The organism is Pseudomonas sp. EZ-C24 (genome assembly GCF_014525325.1).
Taxonomy (GTDB): domain Bacteria; phylum Pseudomonadota; class Gammaproteobacteria; order Pseudomonadales; family Pseudomonadaceae; genus Aquipseudomonas; species Aquipseudomonas shirazensis.
Map to the genome: position 1 here is coordinate 1,153,511 of NZ_JACDIU010000014.1, position 14,847 is coordinate 1,168,357.

At 63.3% G+C, this 14,847-nt stretch carries 13 protein-coding genes and 1 pseudogene; 8 read left to right on the forward strand and 6 right to left on the reverse strand.

Annotated elements, in window-relative coordinates; translation table 11 throughout:
- The first annotated feature begins 21 nt into the window (after positions 1–21).
- From IDM28_RS14540 to IDM28_RS14560, 5 genes are all read left to right on the forward strand, one after another.
- Positions 22–1,191, forward strand: coding sequence for an acetyl-CoA acetyltransferase (locus IDM28_RS14540; RefSeq protein WP_188036302.1), 1,170 nt, complete (start codon positions 22–24; stop codon positions 1,189–1,191).
- Positions 1,188–2,765 carry an acyl-CoA synthetase gene (locus IDM28_RS14545; protein ID WP_188036303.1) on the forward strand — a complete coding sequence of 526 codons (1,578 nt, stop codon included), beginning with the start codon at positions 1,188–1,190 and terminating at the stop codon, positions 2,763–2,765. The genes IDM28_RS14540 and IDM28_RS14545 overlap by 4 nt, the downstream gene beginning before the upstream one ends.
- Entirely contained in the window at positions 2,762–3,313 is a 552-nt protein-coding gene (locus IDM28_RS14550) for a hypothetical protein (RefSeq protein ID WP_181108605.1), read from the forward strand. The genes IDM28_RS14545 and IDM28_RS14550 overlap by 4 nt, the downstream gene beginning before the upstream one ends.
- Entirely contained in the window at positions 3,310–3,708 is a 399-nt protein-coding gene (locus IDM28_RS14555; protein ID WP_101320816.1) for a PPC domain-containing DNA-binding protein, read from the forward strand. Before IDM28_RS14550 ends, IDM28_RS14555 begins: the two co-directional genes overlap by 4 nt.
- Before the next feature lie 110 nt (positions 3,709–3,818).
- The gene (locus IDM28_RS14560; RefSeq protein WP_150569899.1) at positions 3,819–5,129 is read left to right on the forward strand and encodes an OprD family porin; all 1,311 of its coding nucleotides are present in this window, start codon (positions 3,819–3,821) and stop codon (positions 5,127–5,129) included.
- 90 nt (positions 5,130–5,219) lie between these two features.
- On the opposite strand, the gene cysG is transcribed toward IDM28_RS14560, so the two are convergent.
- The 6 genes and pseudogenes from cysG to ftsK form a co-directional block, all read right to left on the reverse strand.
- Positions 5,220–6,608, reverse strand: a complete 1,389-nt coding sequence (cysG, locus tag IDM28_RS14565) for a siroheme synthase CysG (protein WP_150569898.1) — start codon at positions 6,606–6,608, stop codon at positions 5,220–5,222.
- Positions 6,609–7,889 (reverse strand): serine--tRNA ligase, encoded by a 1,281-nt coding sequence (serS, locus tag IDM28_RS14570; RefSeq protein WP_150572326.1) that lies wholly within the window; start codon positions 7,887–7,889, stop codon positions 6,609–6,611.
- A gap of 32 nt (positions 7,890–7,921) precedes the next feature.
- Positions 7,922–8,293 (reverse strand): annotated as a pseudogene (crcB, locus tag IDM28_RS14575) (fluoride efflux transporter CrcB); the annotation flags it as partial.
- The gene (locus IDM28_RS14580; protein ID WP_101320827.1) at positions 8,290–9,615 is read right to left on the reverse strand and encodes a replication-associated recombination protein A; all 1,326 of its coding nucleotides are present in this window, start codon (positions 9,613–9,615) and stop codon (positions 8,290–8,292) included. The pseudogene crcB and the gene IDM28_RS14580, both read right to left, overlap by 4 nt.
- A 12-nt stretch (positions 9,616–9,627) precedes the next feature.
- Positions 9,628–10,251 carry an outer membrane lipoprotein chaperone LolA gene (gene lolA / locus IDM28_RS14585; RefSeq protein ID WP_101320829.1) on the reverse strand — a complete coding sequence of 208 codons (624 nt, stop codon included), beginning with the start codon at positions 10,249–10,251 and terminating at the stop codon, positions 9,628–9,630.
- A 62-nt stretch (positions 10,252–10,313) separates the two neighbouring features.
- A complete protein-coding gene (gene ftsK / locus IDM28_RS14590; RefSeq protein ID WP_178080833.1) occupies positions 10,314–12,680 on the reverse strand; it encodes a DNA translocase FtsK in 2,367 nt (788 codons plus the stop codon).
- Positions 12,681–13,081: 401 nt separating this feature from the next.
- Between ftsK and aat the strand changes: the two genes are divergently transcribed.
- The 3 genes from aat to infA all read left to right on the forward strand — a co-directional run bounded on the left by aat (position 13,082) and on the right by infA (position 14,846).
- The gene (gene aat / locus IDM28_RS14595) at positions 13,082–13,762 is read left to right on the forward strand and encodes a leucyl/phenylalanyl-tRNA--protein transferase (protein WP_188036304.1); all 681 of its coding nucleotides are present in this window, start codon (positions 13,082–13,084) and stop codon (positions 13,760–13,762) included.
- A 55-nt stretch (positions 13,763–13,817) separates the two neighbouring features.
- Positions 13,818–14,525, forward strand: coding sequence for an arginyltransferase (locus tag IDM28_RS14600; RefSeq protein ID WP_101320835.1), 708 nt, complete (start codon positions 13,818–13,820; stop codon positions 14,523–14,525).
- Between the two features lie 102 nt (positions 14,526–14,627).
- The gene (gene infA, locus IDM28_RS14605) at positions 14,628–14,846 is read left to right on the forward strand and encodes a translation initiation factor IF-1 (protein ID WP_002553999.1); all 219 of its coding nucleotides are present in this window, start codon (positions 14,628–14,630) and stop codon (positions 14,844–14,846) included.
- The last annotated feature ends 1 nt before the right edge of the window (position 14,847 follow it).

A 14,847-nucleotide genomic window follows, 5' to 3' on the forward strand; every position in this document is an offset into this window, starting at 1 on the left:
CATCATGCGAGGACGCACCTCATGGATTCCCCGGTAATCAGCGGTTGGTACCACTCCCAATTCGGCAAGTTTCCCGATATCGACCCCGAGCAGATGATGGCCGATGCCGCCATCGGCGCCCTGCAGCACGCCGGGCTCGACGCCGAGCAGATCGACTCGGTTCACGTCGGCCACTTCAATGCAGGCCTGATCTACCAGGACTTCCCTTCCGCGCTGCTGGCCAATCATCTGCCGGCGCTGCGCTTTACCCCGTCGGTGCGGGTTGAAAACGCCTGTTCCACAGGCTCCGCAGCGATTCACTCGGCGCTGCAGGCCGTGCTCAGCGGCCAGGCCCGCCATGCCCTGGTGGTGGGCTTCGAGAAGATGAACGGGCTGCCCACCGCCGAAGTCGGCAAGATCCTGCTCAAGTGCTGTTATGCCCGCGAAGAAGCGCAGATCGAAAACGGCTTTGCTGGTGTGTTCGGCAACATCGCTCAGGCCTACTTCCAGCGCCACGGCGATCAGTCCGACGCGCTGGCGATGATCGCTGCAAAAAACCACGCCAACGGCGCCCTCAACCCGTTTGCTCATATGCGCCGGGATGTCGGCTATGACTTCTGCCGTAACCCGTCCGAGAAAAACCCGTTTGTGGCCGGCCCGCTCAAGCGCAGCGACTGCTCGCTGATTACTGATGGCGCTGCGGCGCTGGTGATCAGCCGTGCCGAACAACTGCCCGGGCAACAACCGGCTGTGCGCTTGCGCGCTGCGGTACAGGTCAACGATTACCTGCCGCTGTCACGCCGCGACCCGACCGTGTTCGAAGGCGCCGCACGCGCCTGGCAGCAGGCCCTGAGCGAGGCCGGCTTGAGCCTGGCCGACCTGTCACTGGTCGAGACCCATGACTGCTTCACCATCGCCGAACTGCTCGAATACGAAGCCATGGGCCTGGCCCCGCGCGGCCAGGGCGCGCGGGTGATTGCCGAAGGCATCAGCCGCAAGGATGGCCGCCTGCCGGTCAACCCGTCGGGCGGGCTCAAGTCCAAAGGCCACCCGATCGGCGCTACCGGCGTGTCGATGCACGTAATGGCCGCCATGCAGCTAACCGGCCAGGCTGGCGACATGCAGCTGCCACGGGCTGACCGTGCCGGGGTGTTCAACATGGGCGGCGCGGCGGTAACCAACTACGTCAGCATCCTGGAGGCTGTGCAATGACCGGGATCGACAATGTCATGAACCTCGGCGAGCTGCTCGCCCAGATCGCCCGGCGCCTGCCCGATGCCCCCGGCTTCATCCGCGGTGCCGACAGCTACAGCTGGCAGCAACTGCTGACCCGCGTCGACAGCGTCGCCGCGGCCCTGCGCGAGCGTGGTCTGGGCAAGGGCGACAAGCTGCTGGTGCACTCGCGCAATAATTTGCAGCTGTTCGAGAGTGCCTGGGTAGCGTTCCGCCTGGGCATGGTCTGGGTGCCGACCAACGTGCGCATCACCCCGCCCGAAGCGGCTTACCTGGGCAGCTCCAGCGGCGCGGTGGCGATGCTCTACGACGATGGCATGGCGGCCTATGTCGACGCGGTGCGCGAAGCTTCGCCAGCACTGCGCGTGGTCATCGCCATCGGCGCCCCGCGTGACGGCGAGCTGAGCTACGACGCCCTGCTCGACCAAGGCGCGCCACTGCAACCAGCGTTTCGCCCAGCCGAGGTCAGCTATCACGACCCGCTGTGGTTCTTCTACACCTCCGGCACCACCGGCCACCCCAAGGCGGGCATCCTCACCCACGGCCAGATGGCATTCGTCATCAACAATCACCTGGCCGACCTGATGCCCGGCCTGAACCCAAACTCGCGCTCGCTGGTGCTGGCGCCATTGTCCCATGGCGCCGGCATTCATGCCCTGATCAATGCCGCCCGCGGCGCCGCCTGCGTGCTGCCGGCCGGCGACCGGCTGGACTGCGACGAAGCCTGGCGGCTGGTCGAGGAGCACCGGGTCGACAACCTGTTCACCGTGCCAACCATCGTCAAGATGCTCACCGAAGACCCGGCCGTCGACCGTTACGACCACAGCAGCCTGCGCTATGTGATCTACGCGGGCGCGCCGATGTACCGCGCCGATCAGTGCCACGCCCTGCGCACCCTGGGCAAGGTGCTGGTGCAGTACTACGGCCTTGGCGAAGTGACCGGCAACATCACCGTGCTGCCGGCGGACTGCCACGATGCCGAGGACAGCCCCCAGGCCAAGGTCGGCTCCTGCGGCTACCCGCGCACCGGCATGCAGGTGGCCATCCTCGATGAGCACGGCACTGAACTGCCAACCGGCAGCGATGGCGAGATCTGCGTACGCGGCCCGGCCGTATTCGCCGGCTACTACAACAATCCCAAGGCCAACGCCGAGTGCTTCCGCCATGGCTGGTTCCACACCGGTGACCTCGGCCACGTTGACCAGGAGGGTTATCTGTTCATCACGGGGCGCGCCTCGGACATGTACATCTCCGGCGGCTCCAACGTATATCCACGCGAGATCGAAGAGGCGCTGCTGACTCATCCGGCAGTCACCGAAGTCGCAGTACTGGGGCTGCCCGACGAGAAGTGGGGCGAGTGCGGCTGCGCCGTGATCGTGGTCACTGCCGAGGTCAGCGACGAGCAACTGTTGGCCCACCTGGAGCCACGCCTGGCCCGCTATAAATGGCCGAAGCGTTTTGTGCGCTGGACCGAGATGCCCAAGTCCGGCTACGGCAAAATCGTCAAAAAACAGATCCGCGCCCTGCTCGACGCCAGCGAGGCGGTGCTATGAACCCGCATTTTGAAGAGCGCAACGGCGTGCGCGTATTCATCCACGGCGGCCAACCGCAACAGCCGCGCTTGCTCGACTGTGAAGTGCCGGACTGCGAAGAACTGCGCGTAGTGCTGCCACTGGCCTGCAACGTTGCCCAAGGCCTGCTGCAGGCGCTGCAGGGCCGCCGCTATCGCAGTGCAGTCGGGCGCATTCTGTGTGGCGGTGCAGCGCACCTGAGCTATCACCGCATGGTCACCACCACTGACCAGCAGCGGCCCTACGACTACGGCCAGGCGGTGGTGCTGGACGGCTATATCACCTTTGTCAGCGGCGCCATCACCGTCGGCCGCGATGCCCACGGCGCGCCGCTGCTGCACTGCCACGCCGGCTTCATCGACCGCGACGGCCAGCAGCATGGCGGCCACCTGGTGCTCGACCGGTTGGTGGTCGGCAGCGAGCCGCTGGTGCTGCGCCTGTGCCTGTTCGACCAGGTCGCGTATCAGGTCAAGCCTGATGCCGAAACCCACTTCAACCTGCTTCATCCGGTGTTCCAGGAGGCGTCATGAACACTGCAGCAATCCAGAGCGAAGCGCAGGTACAGAGTGGCCGGCTTGGCCGCCTTGTAGTGGCCCGGCTCAAACCCAACGAAGACATCATCGACAGCGCCGAAGCCCTTTGCGCCAGCCACGGCATCAGCCTGGCGGTGGTCCGTGGCGGCCTCGGCAGCCTGATCGACGGCGAGTTGCAGTACCTGGGCCGCAGCGGCATGCAGGACATCCATGTGCCAGGCCCAGGGGTGGAAATCCTCAGCCTCAGTGGTGAAATCGCCCCCGGCGCGAGCAGCCTGCAAGCGGTGCTGGCCGACGCCGACGGCAAGATCTTCGCCGGCCGCCTGCAGCGTGGCCGCAACCTGTCGTTCATCACCGTCGAGCTGACCTTGCAGGAATGGCTGCCTGACTGACTGCCCTCACTGAAGAGCATCACCCGGGCGTTGCCGCGCCCGGCTTTCTTGCGCCCGCGCGTTGGGCGCCCCACTGCATCAGGAAAACAACAATGACAAGAAAGCCCTTAATGCACCTTTCACTGCTGACCGCTACCAGCGCCCTGCTCGTCCCCGCCGCCCAGGCGGCCTTCATCGAAGATGGCAAGGCCACGCTCAACCTGCGCAACTACTACTTCAACAATGACATGCGCGACCGCGCCGGTGCCGCCGGGCAAAGCAAGACGGCCGAATGGGCGCAAGGCTTCATGCTCGACTACAAGTCAGGCTTCACCGACGGCACGGTCGGCTTTGGCGTGGATGCCCTCGGCCTGCTTGGGGTGCGCCTGGACGGCGGCGCCGGCAATCATCGCGGCAGCTCGATGATCCCCGACGACAGCGACGGCAGCGCTGTCGACGAATGGAGCCGGCTGGGCCTGACCGGCAAGATGCGCTTGTCCAAAACCGAAGCGCGCTACGGCACCTTGCAGCCCAAGCTGCCGATTCTGGTGGCCAACGATGGTCGGGTACTACCGCAGACTTTTGAAGGCGGCATGATCACCTCGCAAGAAATCGACGGCCTGACCCTCATCGGCGGGCGCCTCGAGCATGCCACCGGACGCGCCTCGACCAACCGCTCAGGGCTGGCCGTGGCGGGCGGCACCGAGCAAAGCAACGAGTTCATCTTCGCCGGTGCCGACTATCAACTGAGCAAGGCGCTCAAGCTGCAGTACTACGCCGCCCAGCTCGAAGACTATTACGTGCAGCACTTCGGCGGCCTGGTGCATGTATGGGCACTGAGCGACAACCAGTCGCTGACCACCGACCTGCGCTACTTCAAGACCGATGCAAGCGGACGCAACGATTCGGCCAGCGGGCGCGGCGAGGGTTATCGCGTCAGTGGCCTGGCCGATACGCCGGGCAAGATCGACAACGATACCTGGAGCGCCATGTTCACCTATGCCATTGGCGGCCACAGCGTACTGCTCGGGCATCAGCGCGTGTCCGACAGTGGCAACTTCGTTCAGCTCAACCAGGGCAATACCGGCGAAGGCGCCGCAGGGTCGAGCATCTACCTGTTCACTGACCGCCTGGTGACCAGCTTTACCCGCGCTGGCGAGCGCACCACTTTTGGTCAGTACGGCTACAATTTCGCCGCACTCGGTGTGCCAGGGCTGGTGGCATCGGTCACCTACCTGAAGGGCACGAATATTCGCATGGCCTCAGGCGGCGACGAAAAGGAATGGGAGCGCGATATCGCCCTGGATTATGTGGTGCAGGGCGGCACCTTCAAGGGGCTGGGGTTCAGCTGGCGCAATGGCATGTTGCGCAGTGGTGTGCCCAGCGAGTGGGATCAGGATCAGAACCGCTTGACCGTCAGCTATTCAGTGCCGCTGTTCTAGGCCCACAACCCTGAAACGACTCGGGGCCATTGCAGCAGGTTTTTACAACCTGATCGCAATGGCCCCGAGTTTCAAACAGAACAGCGCAGCTTAGTCCTGAGTGCCTTCGAACCAGGCCAGCTTCTCGCGCAACTGCACCACCTCACCCACGATCACGAGAGTAGGCGCATGCACTTCATGCTCAGCCACCATCGCCGGCAGATCTGCCAACGTGCCGGTGAACACTCGTTGATTACGCGTGGTGCCCTGCTGCACCAAGGCCGCTGGCGTAGTCGCCGCACGGCCATGGCGGATCAGTTCGGCGCAAATCGTCGGCAAGCCGACCAGGCCCATGTAGAACACCAGAGTCTGCCCAGGTGAAACCAGATCGTGCCACGGCAGGTTGCTGCTACCGTCCTTCAGGTGACCGGTGACGAAGCGCACTGACTGCGCGTAATCACGGTGAGTCAGCGGAATCCCGGCGTAGGCCGAGCAACCGCTGGCAGCGGTGATGCCTGGGACTACCTGAAACGGAATACCATGCTCGGCCAGCTCTTCGATCTCTTCGCCACCGCGGCCGAAGATGAACGGGTCGCCGCCCTTGAGCCGCAGTACGCGCTTGCCCTGCAAGGCCAGCTCAACCAACAGCTGATTGATCTGTTCCTGCGGCACCGAGTGATCGGCGCGGCGCTTGCCGACGTAGATCCGCTCGGCATCGCGCCGGCACATGTCGATGATCGCCGGTGCCACCAAGCGGTCGTACAGCACCACATCGGCCTGCTGCATCAGGCGCAAGGCACGGAAGGTCAGCAGGTCCGGATCACCCGGACCAGCCCCCACCAGATACACCTCACCGCCCTGCTGTACCGGTGCGCCGTCGACCATCGCCTGCAACAAACGCTCGGCTTCAGCGCTCTGCCCGGCCAGCTGACGCTCGGCAATCGGGCCCTGGAATACCGTCTCCCAGAAGCCGCGGCGCTGATTGACGTCCGGGTACAGCGATTTCACCTGATGGCGAAACCGCGCGGCAAGCCCGGCAAGCTCCCCATAGGCCGCCGGAATCCAGGCTTCCAGCTTGGCCCGGATCAGCCGCGCCAACACCGGCGCATCGCCGCCACTGGACACTGCTACCACCAACGGCGAGCGATCGACGATGGCCGGGAAGATCACCGTACACAGCGCCGGCGCATCGACCACATTGACCGGCAGGCTGCGTGCCTGCGCTTCGGCCGACACCTGAGCATTGAGCTGCGGATCGTCGGTGGCAGCGATCACCAGCCGGCACCCTTCCAGGTCCGTGACCTGGTAGCCACGCACCAGCACCTCGCCGCCGGTTGCCTCGGTCAAGCTGATCAGCTGGCTGTCGACCTGCGGCGCCACCACGCGCAGCGCGGCGCCGGCATCGGCCAGCAAGCGCGCCTTGCGCAGGGCGATTTCGCCACCGCCGACGACCAGTACCCGGCCGCCCTGCAACTTGTGAAACAGCGGCAGGTAATCCATTTAACCGATGACCTCGACGCCGCCCATGTACGGCTTGAGCACTTCCGGCACACGGATCGAACCGTCGGCCTGCTGGTAGTTCTCGAGCACTGCAACCAAGGTCCGGCCTACCGCCAGGCCGGAGCCGTTGAGGGTGTGTACCAGCTCGGGTTTACCGGTTTCCGGATTGCGCCAGCGCGCCTGCATGCGGCGCGCCTGGAAGTCGCCACAGTTGGAGCACGAGCTGATCTCGCGGAACTTGTCCTGGCTCGGCACCCACACTTCCAGGTCATAGGTCTTGACCGCACTGAAGCCCATGTCGCCGGTGCACAGGGCCAATACCCGGTACGGCAGCTCCAGCAGTTGCAGGACGCGCTCGGCGTTGGCGGTCAGGCCTTCCAGCGCTTCCATCGACTTGCTCGGCTCGACGATCTGGACCATCTCGACCTTGTCGAACTGGTGCTGACGGATCATGCCGCGGGTATCGCGGCCCGACGCACCGGCTTCACTGCGGAAGCACGGTGTGTGCGCAACGAACTTGATCGGCATTTGCTTGGCGTCGAGGATTTCGCCGGCAACGATGTTGGTCAGCGACACTTCGGCGGTCGGGATCAGGTAGAAGTCGGCTTCGCCTTCGCGGCTGATCTTGAACAGGTCTTCCTCGAACTTCGGCAGCTGGCCGGTGCCCTGCAAGGCAGGCGCCTGCACCAGGTACGGGGTATAGGCTTCTTCGTAGCCATGCTCGCTGGTGTGCAGGTTGATCATGAACTGCGCCAGGGCGCGGTGCAGGCGGGCGATCGGGCCACGCAGCAGGGCAAAGCGTGCGCCGGAGAGCTTGGCCGCGGTCTCGAAGTCCAGGCCACCGCTGATTTCACCCAGGGCAACGTGGTCTTTGACCTCGAAGTCGAAGGCACGCGGGGTGCCCCAGCGGCGCACTTCGACGTTGCCGTCTTCATCGGCACCGATCGGCACGCTGGCGTCCGGCAGGTTGGGGATGGTCAGCAGAATGCCATCCAGCTCAGCCTGGATCTCGTCCAGCTCGGTCTTGCCGGCCGCCAGTTCGTTGGCCATGCGCTCGACATCAGCCATCAGCGGCGCGATGTCTTCGCCCTTGGCTTTGGCCTGGCCGATCGACTTGGAACGGGCGTTACGCTCAGCCTGCAGCTGTTCGGTACGGGTCTGCACCGCCTTGCGGCGCTCTTCCAGTGATTCGATGCGCGCGACATCCAGGCTAAAGCCACGGGAGGCCAGGCGATCCGCCACTTCCTGAAGTTGGCCGCGTAACAGTTTGGCATCGAGCATATCGTTCTCTCGTTATAGGTGTGTTGGTTCAGAATTTTGGTTAGCGACAGGCCGGCCCAGGTGGCAAGCAACCCGCCGCATACGCTAATAGCGGTATAGCCCAGGGCCAGCGGTATCTGGCCGTTTTCCAGCAGGCGCACGGTATCGAGCGAAAATGACGAAAACGTGGTCAGCCCGCCGAGAAAACCGACGATCAAACCAGCGCGTAGCTCGACCGGGACCATCGGTTTGTACAGAAACAGCCCATACAGCAGGCCGATCAGCAAGCAGCCGACCAGATTGACCGCCAGCGTACCGAGATAGAAGTGCCGTGGCCAGTGGGCGCTGACCCAGTTGCTGGTGGCAAACCGCAGCAGGGTGCCGGCGACGCCGCCGGCGCTGACGGCCGCAATCAAGGCAATCATGGTTTTCTCCGCTGGCGAGGGCTGTTGCGATCGAGCTCGGCGAGGTGGCGCAGCTTCTCGCCGATCTTCAGTTCCAGGCCGCGTGGCACTGGCTGATAGTAAGGTCGTGGTTCGAGTTGGTCCGGGAAATAGTCTTCGCCTGCGGCGTAGGCATCCGGCTCATCGTGGGCGTAGCGGTATTCTTCGCCGTAGCCCAGTTGCTTCATCAATTTGGTCGGCGCATTGCGCAGGTGCAGCGGCACTTCCAGCGAGCCGTGCTCGGCTGCTTCGCGCATGGCCGCCTTGAAGCCCATGTACACCGCATTGCTCTTCGGCGCGCAGGCGATGTAAGTGATGGCCTGGGCCACCGCCAGCTCGCCTTCCGGGCTGCCAAGGCGCTCCTGCACGTCCCACGCCGACAGGCACAGGCTCAGCGCCCGCGGGTCGGCGTTGCCGATATCTTCGCTGGCCATGCGCACCACGCGCCGGGCGATGTACAGCGGGTCGCAGCCGCCATCGAGCATGCGCGCGTACCAGTACAGCGCGCCATCCGGGTTGGAGCCGCGCACTGATTTGTGCAGCGCCGATATCTGGTCGTAGAACGCTTCACCGCCCTTGTCGAAGCGCCGGCGGCTGTCGCCGAGCAGGCTCTGCAGCAGATCAACGCCGATATCAGCGCCGTCTTCGGCCAGGTCCGAAGCGTTTTCGAGGAAGTTGAGCATGCGCCGGCCGTCACCATCGGCAGCGGCCATGAGCATCTTGAAGGCTTCATCGCCCACCGTCAGCTGACGCTTGCCCAGGCCGCGCTCTTCGCTGAGGGCGCGATTGACCAATTTGCGCAACGCATCCTCATCCAGGCTTTTGAGCACATAGACGCGCGCCCGCGAGAGCAAGGCGTTGTTCAATTCGAATGAGGGATTCTCGGTGGTCGCACCGATAAAAATCAGCGTGCCGTCTTCAACGAACGGCAGAAATGCATCCTGCTGCGACTTGTTGAAGCGGTGCACTTCATCGACGAAGAGGATGGTCCGCCGGCCGTATTGAGCCGCCTGCTGCTTGGCCACCTCAACCGCCTGGCGGATCTCCTTGACCCCGGCCAGTACTGCCGAGACCGTTTCGAAGTGGGCATCACAGAACTGCGCCAGCAGCCGCGCCAGGGTGGTCTTGCCAACCCCCGGCGGGCCCCAGAAGATCATCGAGTGCAGCGCTCCCTGCTCCAACGCCTCGCGCAGCGGCTTGCCGCGCGCCAGCAGGTGCTCCTGGCCTACATACTCGTCCAGGTTGGACGGACGCAGCCGGGCAGCCAGTGGCTGAGAGACGGGTTCGCTACGAAACAGGTCCATGACGGCCTCTGATTACTCCTGGATAACGTCCGCGCCTTGCGGAATCTTGAAGTTGAAGCGGTCAGCAGGCACCGGCTGGTTGGCCTTGACCCCATTGAACAGGATGTTGGTGCGCTGGCCGACGCTGTCGATCAGTTGCATGTCGTTGATCAGGCCTTTGCGGAACGACACGCGCAGCGAATCGAACAGGGTGTCCTTGGTTTTAGGCTTGAGGGTGAAGTCCATCACCTCGCCCTGCTCCTTGGAGGTGATATCGAAGCTTTGGCTGATCTTGGAGACATCGCCCGACAGCAACAGCGCCGGGGTCTGGTTCAAACGTACATCGAGCTTCTTCACCGTGGCCTGTTCCAGGTCCGGGTCCCACAGGGTGACCTTCTGGCCGTCGGAGACCACCACCTGCTCCTGCGGCGCATCGGTATGCCAGTAGAAGAGGCCCGGACGCTTGACGGTCATCTTGCCCGTGGTTTCCTGCAGACTGGTACCGCCGGCATCCAGGGTCAGCTGGGAGAAATTGGCTTCGATGGTCTGCGACTTCTCGAGCAGATCGGTCAGGCGCTTCACATCGTTCTCGCCGGCATGCGCCGACAGGGTGCCCAGAGCCAGGGCGGAAACCAACAGCATGCGAATCGCGCGCATGGAAATCCTCGTTGAACAGTAGATGGGCCGGGCGCCGTGATTGGCGCCCGGCAGGGTGATGATCAATCGCGTGGGCCGCCCGGCGCAATCACTTCGCGCGAGCCGTTGGTGTTCATGGCGGTAACTACCCCGGCCATTTCCATCGACTCGATCATCCGCGCGGCGCGGTTATAGCCGATTTTCAGCTTGCGCTGCACCGCCGAGATCGAGGCGCGGCGGCTTTCAAGTACGAACTGCACGGCTTCGTCATACAGGGCGTCGGTTTCGGCATCGTCATCACCGCCACCGCTGCTGCCTTCAAAGCCGCTGCCGGCCTCTTCGACACCGTTGAGGATGTCGTCGTTGTAGTCCGGCGCGCCACGCAGCTTCCACGCTTCCACCACGCGGTGGACTTCTTCGTCGGAAACAAAGGCACCGTGCACGCGGATCGGCAGGCTGGTGCCCGGCGGCATGTAGAGCATGTCACCGTGACCCAGCAGCTGTTCGGCGCCACCCTGGTCGATGATGGTCCGCGAGTCGATCTTGCTCGACACCTGGAACGCCATACGGGTCGGGATGTTGGCCTTGATCAGGCCGGTGATGACGTCAACCGATGGCCGTTGGGTAGCGAGGATCAGGTGAATACCTGCCGCCCGCGCCTTCTGCGCGATACGGGCGATCAGTTCTTCGACCTTCTTGCCGACGATCATCATCATGTCGGCGAACTCGTCGACCACCACGACGATGGTCGGCAAGGTTTTCAGGGTTGGCGGCTCGTCATCCATGCTCTCACGACGGTACAACGGGTCATGAATGACCTCACCAGCCTCCTGGGCGTCCTTGATCTTGCGGTTGAAGCCGGCCAGGTTCCGTACGCCCATGGCCGCCATCAGCTTGTAGCGGCGCTCCATTTCGGCAACGCTCCAGCGCAGGGCGTTGGCTGCGTCCTTCATGTCGGTAACAACCGGGCAGAGCAGGTGCGGAATGCCTTCGTAGATCGACAGCTCGAGCATTTTCGGGTCGATCATGATCAAGCGGGCGTCTTCCGGGCCGGACTTGAACAGGATCGACAGGATCATGGCGTTGACCCCCACCGACTTACCCGAGCCGGTGGTACCGGCCACCAGCAAGTGCGGCATCTTGGCCAGGTCGGTGATCACCGGCTTGCCGCCGATGTCGTGACCCAGGGCCAATGCTACTGGCGACTTGGCGTCATCGTACTGGGACGACGACAGCACCTCGGAGAAGCGCACCATCTGCCGGTTCTCGTTGGGGATCTCGATACCGACGGTGGTCTTGCCGGGGATCACCTCGACCACCCGCACGCTGGTTACGGCCAGGGAACGGGCCAGATCCTTGGCCAGGTTGGCGATACGGCTGACCTTGACCCCGGCTGCCGGCTGGATCTCGTAACGGGTGATCACCGGGCCAGGATGGATCGAGTCAACCGAGACCTCGACACCAAACTCCTTGAGCTTGATTTCCAGCAGATGGCCAACACCGGCCAGGGATTCTGGCGAGTATTCGATTTTCTTTTCTTCTGCCGGATCGAGGATCGAGATCGGCGGCAGAGTGCCTTCGACGGCACTGTCGACGAACAGCGGCGTCTGTTTTTCCTTGAGGATGCGTTTGCTCGGCTCCGGCGCCTTGACCGGGGCTGGCATGATCACCGGCGCCGGCTGCTGCACGCGCTGGGCAACGTGCTTGGTCAGCGCGTCGTCACGCTCGATGATGCGTTCGCGCGCCTTGAGCTGCTCGCGCTTGTCGGCCACCACCGGCGCTACGACCGTGTCGACCTGCTCGTCGACCTCACGCAGCTGCGCCACCAAGCGCTTGCGCTCGTTGCGAGCTTCCCACCAGCGATTGGCCGCACCTTGCACCAGCTCGAACAGGTCGAGGGTGATCTTGCCGGTCATGTCCATGACCTTGAACCAGGACAGATCGGTGAACACCGTCAGGCCGAACAGGAACAGGGCAATGAACATCAGGGTGCTGCCCTGCACATTCAACAGGCTGCGGGCCAGGTCGCCGAGGCTCTCGCCCAGCGCGCCGCCGGCCGAGAACGGCAGGCTTGCCGACGGGTGGAAATGGATATGGGCCAGGGCTGCACCCGACAACACCAGAAACACCAGACCAATCAGCCGCCAGGAGAACAACCAGCCACTCCACTGCCACGGCTGATGGCGCTCACGGAAGATCTGCCAGGTCTTGATCCCCAGCAGCAACGGGAAGATATAGGCGAAGTAGCCCAGCACCATGAACAGAATGTCGGCGAAGTACGCGCCAGCGCGGCCAGCCGCGTTCTGCACCTGATCGACATTGCTGGTGTGGGTGAAGCCTGGGTCGGCGGTGTCGTAGGTCAGCAGCGCCATCCACAGGTACAGGCACAGCGCGCCGACGGCGATCAGCGCACCTTCCTTGAGGCGATAATGCAACTGCTGGCGCCACATCGGTACCGGCAGAGGGGGCGGAGTTGCGGTGGATTTCTTCAAAACGCGTCTATTCCTGCGCTTGCTGCGCGTCCAGTAGTGATCGACCCGATTCCGGTCAATGAACCCGTACTTTTAACATTACTGCCCGCCAGCCGCCATGGCGGCGCGCCGGATGGGCGCGAACGGTGAGCAAACTTTCATGGGTGCAATTTGAGCACGCATTGCCTTGCGTGACAAAGGCTTATGCTGTGTTTTTGCACAGGTGTGACAACAAAGCCTCGGGTTGGTGCCGATTGCCTGAAAAATCTGCTGGCAATTGCCTTGGCGAGCGTCAGCGCTGCGGGTTGGCGTTGGATTGACCTGCTGACGAGGGCGGGCCATGCTGTCAGCCCTCCCCTCCCCCACTGCACATGACGCCCATGCTGACCTGGCTGACCCGCGACTCGCTGACCTTTCCGCCCCTGACAAAGGCTCTGCAGGAGCCCAACGGATTACTTGCCGCTGGCGGTGACCTGAGCCCTGAGCGCTTGGTTCAGGCCTATCGGCATGGCTGCTTTCCGTGGTTTCAGGATGGTCAGCCCATTCTCTGGTGGTCACCCGACCCACGCACGGTGTTGTTCCCCGACGAGCTGCACGTGTCACGCTCGCTGGCCAAGCTGATCCGCCAGCAGCGTTACCAGGTCAGTTTCGATACTGACTTCGAAACGGTAATTGCCGCTTGTGCAGCGCCACGCGACTACACCGACGGCACCTGGATCACCGACCCCATGCGCACAGCCTACTGCGAGCTGCACCGGCGCGGCTTCGCCCATTCGGTGGAAGTACGCGAGAACGGCGAGCTGGTCGGCGGCCTGTACGGCCTGGCCATGGGCCGGCTGTTTTTTGGCGAGTCGATGTTCAGCCGCGCCGACAACGCCTCCAAAGTGGGCTTCGTTACCCTGGTCGAGCATCTGCGTGCGGCGGGTTTCGTCCTGATCGACTGCCAGATGCCAACCAACCACCTGCACAGCCTCGGCGCCCGCGAAATCAGCCGCGCCAGCTTTGCCGAGCACCTCGCACGCGACCTCGACCAGACCGTCGACATCAGCTGGGTTCGCTAGGCGAGTTTGCCCAGCTGGCTTACACTTAGGACTACGTCTTGCCGAGGGGTCGATCATGACAGAGTTGGCGCGGTTGAAGTTCTATGCCACTCAGCCCCACTCCTGCAGCTACCTGCCCGATGAGCAGGCCACCACGCTGTTCCTCGACCCTAGCCAGCCGATGGACGTCGATGTGTATGCCGACCTCTCCGAAATGGGCTTTCGCCGCAGTGGCGACCACCTGTATCGCCCGCATTGCCAGAACTGCAACGCCTGCGTACCGGCGCGCATCCCCGTCGCCCGCTTCATCCCCAATCGCCAGCAGCGGCGTATCCTCAAGCGCAACAGCGACCTGCAGGTAACTGCCGCCCGGCCATCGTTCAAGGAGGAATACTTCGACCTGTACCGGCGCTACATCGAGCAGCGCCACAGCGACGGCGACATGTATCCACCCAGTCGCGATCAGTTTTCCACCTTTCTGGTGCGCGATCTGCCATTCTGCTGGTTCTATGAGTTTCGCCTGAATGGGCGGCTGCTTGCGGTGGCGGTATGCGATATGCTGCCCAACGGGCTGTCGGCGGTGTACACCTTCTACGAGCCGGATGAAGAACGCCGCAGTCTGGGGCGCTTCGCCATTCTCTGGCAGATCAGCGATGCACTGCGCCAGAACCTTGAGGCGGTGTACCTTGGCTACTGGATCAAGAACTGCAAAAAGATGAGTTACAAGACCCAGTATCGCCCCATCGAACTGCTGATCAACCAACGTTGGGTCAGCCTCAATTGAAAGCATTGGCTTGAAATACTCTTTTCGGGCATAATCCACGCCACTTTTTTGCCCGGTGCAGTTGCGCGTCGGGCCTACACTGGATACCGAGGGCTTTACTGCATGTCGAAAGAAGACAGCTTCGAAATGGAAGGCACTGTCGTCGACACCCTGCCCAACACCATGTTCCGCGTGGAGTTGGAAAATGGGCACGTCGTAACCGCGCATATCTCCGGAAAAATGCGCAAGAACTACATCCGTATTCTCACTGGCGACAAGGTCCGCGTCGAGCTGACGCCTTACGACCTGAGCAAGGGCCGCATCACCTACCGCGCCCGTTAAG

Bases quoted from the DNA above. Each gene is read 5' to 3' on its own strand.
- cysG (WP_150569898.1), bottom strand. From the start codon at position 6,608: ATGGATTACCTGCCGCTGTTTCACAAGTTGCAGGGCGGCCGGGTACTG.
- IDM28_RS14550 (WP_181108605.1), top strand. From the start codon at position 2,762: ATGAACCCGCATTTTGAAGAGCGCAACGGCGTGCGCGTATTCATCCAC.
- aat (WP_188036304.1), top strand. From the start codon at position 13,082: ATGCTGACCTGGCTGACCCGCGACTCGCTGACCTTTCCGCCCCTGACA.
- IDM28_RS14580 (WP_101320827.1), bottom strand. From the start codon at position 9,615: ATGGACCTGTTTCGTAGCGAACCCGTCTCTCAGCCACTGGCTGCCCGG.
- infA (WP_002553999.1), top strand. From the start codon at position 14,628: ATGTCGAAAGAAGACAGCTTCGAAATGGAAGGCACTGTCGTCGACACC.
- IDM28_RS14545 (WP_188036303.1), top strand. From the start codon at position 1,188: ATGACCGGGATCGACAATGTCATGAACCTCGGCGAGCTGCTCGCCCAG.
- ftsK (WP_178080833.1), bottom strand. From the start codon at position 12,680: ATGTGGCGCCAGCAGTTGCATTATCGCCTCAAGGAAGGTGCGCTGATC.
- IDM28_RS14540 (WP_188036302.1), top strand. From the start codon at position 22: ATGGATTCCCCGGTAATCAGCGGTTGGTACCACTCCCAATTCGGCAAG.
- lolA (WP_101320829.1), bottom strand. From the start codon at position 10,251: ATGCGCGCGATTCGCATGCTGTTGGTTTCCGCCCTGGCTCTGGGCACC.
- IDM28_RS14555 (WP_101320816.1), top strand. From the start codon at position 3,310: ATGAACACTGCAGCAATCCAGAGCGAAGCGCAGGTACAGAGTGGCCGG.
- IDM28_RS14560 (WP_150569899.1), top strand. From the start codon at position 3,819: ATGCACCTTTCACTGCTGACCGCTACCAGCGCCCTGCTCGTCCCCGCC.
- serS (WP_150572326.1), bottom strand. From the start codon at position 7,889: ATGCTCGATGCCAAACTGTTACGCGGCCAACTTCAGGAAGTGGCGGAT.
- IDM28_RS14600 (WP_101320835.1), top strand. From the start codon at position 13,818: ATGACAGAGTTGGCGCGGTTGAAGTTCTATGCCACTCAGCCCCACTCC.